Raw genomic sequence first — 7,876 nt, 5'->3', positions numbered from 1 at the left:
AGACCGGGCCGGCGACCTCGACCGTCGTCGTGCCGGCCACCACGTGCGCCGACGCGGGCAGCTGGGGCTCGACGGCGACGGCCGCCGCGCCGGCGGGCGACGTGCCGTCCGCGACGACGCGCACCCGCGCCGTGCGCGACTCGCCCGCGCCGAGCGGCGTCGCCCCCGACCCGGGGACGCACGACCAGGCGGAGCCACCGCCCTGGGCCGGCGCGCACGCGAGGTCGCCGTCGGCGCCGATCGGGCGCAGGCCCGCCGGGATCCGCACGAGGACGGACCACCCGGGGTCGGCGGCCAGGTCGCCCGTGTTGCGGACCGTGACGGGCACCCAGGCGTCGCCGGGGTTGGGCACGCCCACCACTCCGCCGCTGGACGCCGTGAGCTCGGCCCCGTACGACAGCACCGTGGTGGGCGGGAGCGTGAAGACCTGCCGGTCGAGCCCGTCGGCCCACACCTCGGCGCCGATGGCATAGCTGCCCCCCACCTGCGCGACGACGGGCACGGTGCCGCGGCGCGATTCGCCGGGTGCGAGCGAGCCGACCGCGCACCGCACGCGCCGGGAGCTGTCGTCGGTCGGGGTGCAGGCCAGGTCGCCGGCCTCGGCCGACGTGTCGGACACGGGCCCCGCGGGGGCCGAGGCGCCGGCCGGCGCGGACGACCGCACGAGGCTCAGCCCGTCGGGCAGGGCCACCTCGACGAAGGTCCCGTCCGCGACGGTCTCGCCCTCGTTGGTCACGGTGAACGCCACGTGCTGCGTCACCCGCGGCTCGAGCGGCGCCAGCGCGCCCGGGGCGACTGCGAGCACCGGGGGGGCCGGCAGCGCGACGAACGTGCCGCCGCCCAGCAGGTTGGTGGGCGACAGGGGGTCGTCGGCAGGTTCGGTGCTGCCGTCGTCCGCCGCGTCGTCGGGGCCGGGCTTCGCGTCGAGGTCGACCTCCTCCCACGGCACCTCCCACGGGGCGCCCGGGACGGCGATGACGGTCGGCTCCGGCACGGGCATGCTGTCCGGGGAACCCATCGCGTTCAGCACGGTGACGACCCCGACGGTCGCGACGGCGACCGCCCCCGCCGCAGCCACGACGCTCGCCCCGCCCACGGCGGCGGTCCCGGTCGCCACCGCGACCGCGGCGCCCGCGGTCCCCGCGGCCGCCGAGCCGGCGGAGGCCACCGTCGCGCCCGCGGCGGCCGCGACGCTCGCGCTCCCGCTCGCGGCGGTGCCTGCCGTGCCGACGATGCTGCCCCCGATCGCGCCCGAGCCGGCGAACCCGCCGGTGACGACGCTCGTCCCGGCCGTCGTCGCCCCGGCCGCGACGCCCGTGGTCGCGCCCGTCGCGGTGCCGACGGCGGCGCCGCCCGCCCAGGTGAGACCGCCCGCGAGCGCGCCACCGAGGGGCAGCGCACCGATCGCCGCCAGGCCGGCCACGCCGAGGACCAGGGGCGCGACGACGGCCTTCATCCCGTGCGCGACGTCCGCCAGCTCCAGCACGAGGGAGCGGCACTGGTCGCAGTCGCCGAGGTGCTCGTCGACCTTCGCGGCCTCGCGCCGGGCGAGCCCGCCGCGCACGTAGGAACCCAGCAGCGGGTTCACCGTGCGGCACCCGTCCGTGGGGGCCGACGTGAGGTGCTCCTGGAGGTAGCCCACCCGCAACCCCTCGCGGGCGCGGTAGGCCAGCGCGGACACGCCGTTGGGCGTGAGTCCCAGGATCGGCGCCACCTCGGCGGGCGCACGCCCCTCGACCTCCGTGTACCAGAGGACGGCCTGCCAGCGCTCGGGCAGCGCCTCGTACGCGTGCCGCACGACGGACCGCTCGAAGCTGGCGATGGCGGGCAGCTCGGTGGAGGCGACGGCGCCGAGCGCGGACTCCAGCGTGTCCTCGTCGGCCGTGGGGCGGGTGCGCGCCAGGCCCTTCGCGAGGTCGGCGGCGAGGCGACGCACCACGGTGAACAGGTAGGCGCGGAACGTCGCGTCCGGGCCGCCGCCGTGCTGCAGCACGGCGAGCACCCGGTGGAAGGCTTCGGCCACGAGGTCGTCGGCGTCGGCGGAGGACCGGGCGTACTGCCGGGCGAGGGACCGGGCAGCCGCCGCGTGCCGCTCGTAGAGCGCGCCATAGGCGTCGAGGTCGCCGCCCCGGACCTCGAGGATCAGCTCCGCGTCGCTGCGGGCCGAGTCGCCCGGCACTGCATAGACGTCCGTCACGTCATGGACCCCGCTCCACCCGCTGCGCCACAACGCGCGCAGACGTCGATACTGTACGCGCCCTGCGGGGTGATCAGTGGGTGAATTCGGCTCGTCGCAGGCCAGGGAATCCGTCGTCGGATCCGTCGCCGCACCTCCGGGGGCGTAAGCCGCAGGAGAAACTGCGCCACATCTGCGTCATGATGGTTGCCCATGAAGGTCTCATCAGCATGAGCCCGACGCCCAGCGGCCCCGCTTCCGAGCACGGGACGGACGTCCGTGCTCGTTGGCGCGCCGCCAGCCTGGCCGAGGTTTGGCTGCGCCCCGGGGACTGGTACCACCCGGCGATCGACGCGGTCGCGGAGGCGATCGAGGAGGATCGCTCGCCCGACGCCGCGGCACACCGCCTCGGCGTCGCTCGGGGCTGCGCCGGCATCGGTCTCGAGGAGACGCTCGACGACGTCGCGTGCGCGTTCCGGGCGGCGGGACTCGACCCCGACCTGGGTTCGGTGCGCGCGGTGGCCGTGGGCTGGGTGCACGGGCGCGAGCGGACGGCCGTGCTCGCCGGCGTGCGCGACCCCGGGACGGGACTCCCCACGCAGGACTACCTCGGGGAGCGCCTGCGCGAGACGTACGGCGCTGCCGTGAGTGCCGCCACCTCGGTTCCTGCCACCCACTGCCTGCTGGTGGTCGACGTCGCCGTCGACGGGCTCGACCCGTGGCAGCGGGCGGGACGGTCGGCCGCCGTGGGACAGGCGCTCGAGAACGTCTTCGGCGAGGGGTACCCCATGGCGGCGCTGTCGGACGGCGTCTTCGCGGTGCTGTGCGAACGGACGGACACCGTCGCCGACGTCGCCGTCGCGACGCGGCGCATCGTGGAGCGCAACGCCGAGGTGCTCGGGCTGGGAGACACGCTGCGGCGCCCGACCCGGGTGTGGATCGAGCGCCTGCCCGCGACCCACTTGGGCGCGGTCGAGCTGCTGCGGCACCTCGGCCGCTGACGGCCGCTGCCGACCGGCCGCCGCGGTCGGCGGGCCGGGTGGGTCAGGCTCGGCGGATCACCGCGGGGCGAACGTCAGGCAGTCGGCGTGCTTGTCGTCGTCCGGCCCCGCGCCGACACGGATGGCCGCCGCGCCGCACTCGAGGTCGTGGTTGTGGAGGCACTCGCCGCGCTGGCAGGCGCCCACGTGCGCGACGACCTTCTCCAGGCCGCCCTTCGAGCTCAGCGGGATGAACGTGGCGCAGGCCGCGTCCCCGGAGTGACCGGCGATCGTCACCGCGCCGGCGTGGCAGCCGTGGTCGTGGTTGTACCCGCAGCCGTCGACGGTGCACTCGGCGACCTCGGGCATCTCCATCAGTGTGCTCATCGTGCTCCCCGTCCTCGATGCGACCCCTGGCCCCGACCGCCCGGGTGTCCTTTCTCGAGGGTATTCCTCGCACGCCGATATGCACAGCGATATCGAATTCCCATTTCGTAAGGCAAGCCTTACCGAATGCGATATCGAAATAGGCAAGAATGGCGTTGCGAAAATACGCCGAAGCGTCGCGGCCCAGGTCAGCCGCGGCGGGGCGCCGGCCGCCACAGCACGAGTGCGCCGCTGCCGGCGCGCTGCTCGACGTCGACCCGCACCTCGGACCGTCGCACGCGGTGACCGCGCGGCATGACGACCACGTCACCCGTGGTGGCCGCGGCGAACACGCGCCCGTCCGCCTGCTCCCGCTCGGTGAGGACGGTGAGGAGCTCGGCGAGCCGGTGCTCCAGCACGGCGACGTGCTGCTCGAGGTCGAGGATGCGCTTGATGCCGGCCAGGTTGATGCCCTCGCCCTGCGCGAGACGCTGCACCTCCAGCAGCCGCGCGACGTCCCGCCGGGAGTACCGGCGCCCGCGCCCGACCGTCCGCCGGGGCGTGACCAGCCCGAGCCGGTCGTACTGGCGCAGCGTCTGGGGGTGCATGCCCGCGAGCTGGGCGGCCTGCGAGACCGTCAGCACCGGAGCGTCGTCCGTGGTCATGACCCCTCCTGCCTGTCGACGCCGGCTACTGCGCGGCGCGGCGCGACAGCTCCGCGCGCACGTCCTCGTGGTCGGTGGAGGCGGTGAACGCCTCGAGCGCTTCCTTCGCCTGCTTGCTCAGCTTCTGCGGCACCACGACCTGCACCGTGACGAGCAGGTCGCCGGGGCCCTTCTTCGTGGGGACGCCGCGGCCCTTGACCCGCAGCACGCGCCCCGACGGGGTGCCGGACGGCACCTTGAGCCGCACGGTCTGCCCGTCGAGCGTCGGCACCTCGATCGTCGTGCCGAGCGTCGCCTCGCCGAACGTGACCGGGACGGTCATGCGCAGGTCGGCGCCGTCGAGCGCGTACACGGGGTGCGGCTCGACCCGCACCGTCACGACGAGGTCCCCTGCCGGGCCGCCACCGCTGCCCGGGCGCCCGCGCCCGCGGATCTTGATCTTCTGCCCGTCGTTGACCCCGGCGGGGATGCGGACGGTGAGCTTGCGGCCGTCGACCGTCAGCTCGACCGTCGAACCCTCCACGGCCGCGCGGAAGGGAAGCGACGCGCGCGCCGCGACGTCGGCCCCGCGCTGGGCGGGCATGCCGAACCCCGCCGGGCGCGACGTGCGGGCTCCGCCCTGGCCCCCGAGCATCTGGCTGAGGATGTCCTCGAAGCCGCCGCCGCCCGCGCCGTAGCCGGGCTGGCTGTAACGGACGTTCGGGGCGCCGCCGCCGAACATCGAGCCGAAGACGTCCTCGAAGCCGTTGGCGCCCCCGCCCGGGCCGGCGGAGAACCGTGCCCCGCCGCCCGCCATCGCGCGCACCGCGTCGTACTGCTTGCGCTGCTCACGGTCGGAGAGCACGGCGTACGCCTCGCCGATCTCCTTGAACCTGGCCTCGGCCGCGTCGTCGCCGGGGTTCTGGTCCGGGTGGTACGTGCGGGCGAGCTTGCGGTACGCCTTCTTGACGGCCGCGTCGTCCGCGTCCTTGGGGACGCCGAGCGCGGCGTAGAAGTCCTTCTCGATCCAGTCCTGACCGGTCACGACGCCTCCCTTCTCGAATCTTCGCCGGTCGAGCCTGCCGGGACCACCGGGGTCTCGACAGGCTCGACCAGCGGCGGGTTCGTCACTCGGGGCCGACGACGCCCACGCGGGCGGCGCGGACCACCTTCTCACCGATGCGGTAGCCGGGCTCCACGACGAGGTTCACCGTCGTGGCCGTCGCGTCCGCGTCGGTCGAGTGCATGAGCGCGTCGTGCACGGTCGGGTCGAACTCCTCCCCGACCTGGCCGAACCGCTCGATGCCGAACTTCGCCAGCGACCCGTCGAGCTTCTCGGCGATGGCCGCCATCGGGCCGGTCAGCTCGCCGTGCTGCTTGGCGCGCTCGACGTCGTCGAGCACCGGCAGCAGCGCGGCCAGGACGTCCTGGACGCCCTGCGTGCGGGCGGCCTCCTGGTCGCGCAGCGCGCGGTTGCGGTAGTTCGTGAACGACGCCCGCTCCCGCTGCAGCGCGTCCAGGTGCTGCGCCGCCTCGGCCTTGGCCGCCAGGATCTCGGCGCTCTCCGCGGCCTCGCCCTCGGGCTCGAAGTCGAGCGCGTCCAGCGGGTCCGTGCTCGCGGCACCGCCCTCGGCCGCCCCGCCCGGCCCGTCCGTGCGGGCCTCGCCCGACGCCGGGTCGACCTTGCGCTTGTCGGTGAACTGGAACGGGGCGTCCCCCGCACCCTCCTCGGGCTCGGGGGTCCCCTGCGCGCCGGCGTCCGTCACTTCTTGTCGTCCTCGTCGTCGACGATCTCGGCGTCGACGACGTCCTCGTCGGGCGCCGCCTGGCCGGCAGGCTGCTCACCCGCCGGGGCGTCGCCGGCCGCGTCGGCGCCCGCCTGCTGCTCCGACGCGTACAGCGCCTGGCCGATCTTCTGCGACGACGCGCCGAGCTTCTCGTACGCGGCCTTCACCGCGTCGGCGTCCTCGCCCTCCAGGGCGGTCTTGACGCCGGCGATGTCGGCCTCGACCTCGGTCACGACCTCGGCGGGGAGCTTGTCGCGGTTGTCCACGATCTGCTTCTCCATCGAGTACGCGAAGGACTCCGCCTGGTTGCGGGTCTCCGCCTCCTCGCGACGCTTCTTGTCCTCGGCCGCGTGCTCCTCGGCGTCCTTGACCATGCGGTCGATGTCCTCCTTGGGGAGGGCCGACCCGCCGGTGATCTTCATCGACTGCTCGGTGCCCGTGCCGCGGTCCTTGGCGGACACGTGCACGATGCCGTTCGCGTCGATGTCGAAGGTGACCTCGATCTGCGGCATGCCGCGCGGCGCCGGCGCGATGCCGGTGAGCTCGAACGTGCCCAGCGGCTTGTTGTCGCGGGTGAACTCGCGCTCGCCCTGGAAGACCTGGATCGCGACCGACGGCTGGTTGTCCTCGGCCGTCGAGAAGATCTCGCTGCGCTTGGTCGGGATGGCCGTGTTGCGCTCGATGAGCTTGGTCATCACGCCGCCCTTGGTCTCGATGCCGAGGGAGAGCGGGGTGACGTCGATGAGCAGCACGTCCTTGCGCTCGCCGCCGATGACGCCGGCCTGCAGGGCGGCGCCCACGGCGACGACCTCGTCCGGGTTGACGCCCTTGTTGGCGTCCTTGCCGCCGGTGAGCTCCTTGACGAGCTCGGACACGGCCGGCATGCGGGTGGAGCCACCCACGAGCACGACGTGGTCGATGTCGGACACCGAGATGCCGGCGTCGCGGATGACCGCGTGGAACGGCTCCTTGGTGCGGTCGATGAGGTCCTGCGTCATCTGCTGGAACTGGGCGCGCGTGAGCTTCTCGTCCAGGTGGACGGGGCCGTTCTCGCTCATCGACAGGTACTGCATCGAGATGTTGGTGCTCGTCGCGGACGAGAGCTCCTTCTTCGCCTGCTCCGCGGCCTCGCGCAGGCGCTGCAGCGCGATCTTGTCCTTGGACAGGTCGACGCCCTCGTTGTTCTTCACCTGCTTGATGAGGTGCTCGACGATGCGCTGGTCCCAGTCGTCGCCGCCGAGGCGGTTGTCACCGGACGTCGCGCGCACCTGGATGGTGGAGAAGTCGTCCTCGTCCTTGCCGACCTCGAGGAGCGAGACGTCGAACGTGCCGCCGCCCAGGTCGAAGACCAGGATGAGCTCGTCCTCCTTGCCCTTCTCCAGGCCGTAGGCCAGGGCGGCCGCGGTCGGCTCGTTGACGATGCGGGTCACGTTGAGGCCGGCGATCTGGCCGGCGTCCTTCGTGGCCTGGCGCTCGGCGTCGTTGAAGTAGGCCGGGACGGTGATGACCGCGTCGGTGACCGGCTCGCCGAGGTACTCCTCGGCGTCGCGCTTGAGCTTGCCCAGCACGCGGGCGCTGATCTCCTGCGCGGTGTACTTCTTGTCGTCGATCTCGACGGTCCAGTCCGTGCCCATGTGGCGCTTGACGGAGCTGATCGTGCGGTCGACGTTGGTGACGGCCTGGCGCTTGGCCACCTCGCCGACGAGCACCTCGCCGGTCTTGCTGAACGCGACGACGGACGGCGTCGTGCGCGAGCCCTCCGCGTTCGCGATGACGGTGGGCTCGCCGCCCTCCAGGACGGTGACCACCGAGTTGGTGGTACCGAGGTCGATGCCGACTGCTCGAGCCATGTGTGCTGCCTCCGTGTCGTGGGTGCGCCCCGGACCGGGGCGCTGAGGTTGAGTCGTCTGCACTCAACGTTAG

Annotated in this window: 7 protein-coding genes; 1 reads left to right on the top strand and 6 read right to left on the bottom strand. The window is 73.7% G+C overall.

The features are described from left to right. The coding region (locus ABD254_RS12990) for a sigma-70 family RNA polymerase sigma factor (RefSeq protein ID WP_344248852.1) at positions 1-2,197 on the bottom strand (2,197 nt) is incomplete at its 3' end. A 209-nt stretch (positions 2,198-2,406) separates the two neighbouring features. On the opposite strand from ABD254_RS12990, the gene ABD254_RS12985 reads away from it, so the two are divergent. After that, entirely contained in the window at positions 2,407-3,177 is a 771-nt protein-coding gene (locus ABD254_RS12985; RefSeq protein WP_344248851.1) for a hypothetical protein, read from the top strand. 57 nt (positions 3,178-3,234) lie between these two features. Here the strand turns inward: ABD254_RS12985 and ABD254_RS12980 are convergent, their stop codons facing one another. The 5 genes from ABD254_RS12980 to dnaK form a co-directional block, all read right to left on the bottom strand. Continuing rightward, a complete protein-coding gene (locus ABD254_RS12980) occupies positions 3,235-3,543 on the bottom strand; it encodes a DUF1540 domain-containing protein (RefSeq protein ID WP_344248850.1) in 309 nt (102 codons plus the stop codon). Positions 3,544-3,731: 188 nt separating this feature from the next. Continuing rightward, positions 3,732-4,187 carry a heat shock protein transcriptional repressor HspR gene (locus ABD254_RS12975; RefSeq protein WP_344248849.1) on the bottom strand — a complete coding sequence of 152 codons (456 nt, stop codon included), beginning with the start codon at positions 4,185-4,187 and terminating at the stop codon, positions 3,732-3,734. A 25-nt stretch (positions 4,188-4,212) separates the two neighbouring features. Next, complete coding sequence (locus ABD254_RS12970; RefSeq protein ID WP_344248848.1) at positions 4,213-5,211, bottom strand: DnaJ C-terminal domain-containing protein; 999 nt, start codon at positions 5,209-5,211, stop codon at positions 4,213-4,215. Between the two features lie 82 nt (positions 5,212-5,293). Continuing rightward, positions 5,294-5,932: a nucleotide exchange factor GrpE gene (gene grpE, locus ABD254_RS12965; RefSeq protein WP_344248847.1), complete on the bottom strand. Its 639-nt coding sequence runs from the start codon at positions 5,930-5,932 to the stop codon at positions 5,294-5,296. After that, positions 5,929-7,803 (bottom strand): molecular chaperone DnaK, encoded by a 1,875-nt coding sequence (gene dnaK, locus ABD254_RS12960; protein ID WP_344248846.1) that lies wholly within the window; start codon positions 7,801-7,803, stop codon positions 5,929-5,931. The genes grpE and dnaK overlap by 4 nt, the downstream gene beginning before the upstream one ends. Positions 7,804-7,876 lie beyond the last annotated feature (73 nt).

The organism is Isoptericola hypogeus (assembly GCF_039531145.1).
Taxonomy (GTDB): Bacteria; Actinomycetota; Actinomycetes; order Actinomycetales; family Cellulomonadaceae; genus Isoptericola; species Isoptericola hypogeus.
The sequence above is the reverse complement of the archived record's forward strand: the minus strand, read 5'-3'. Positions and strand labels throughout refer to the sequence as shown.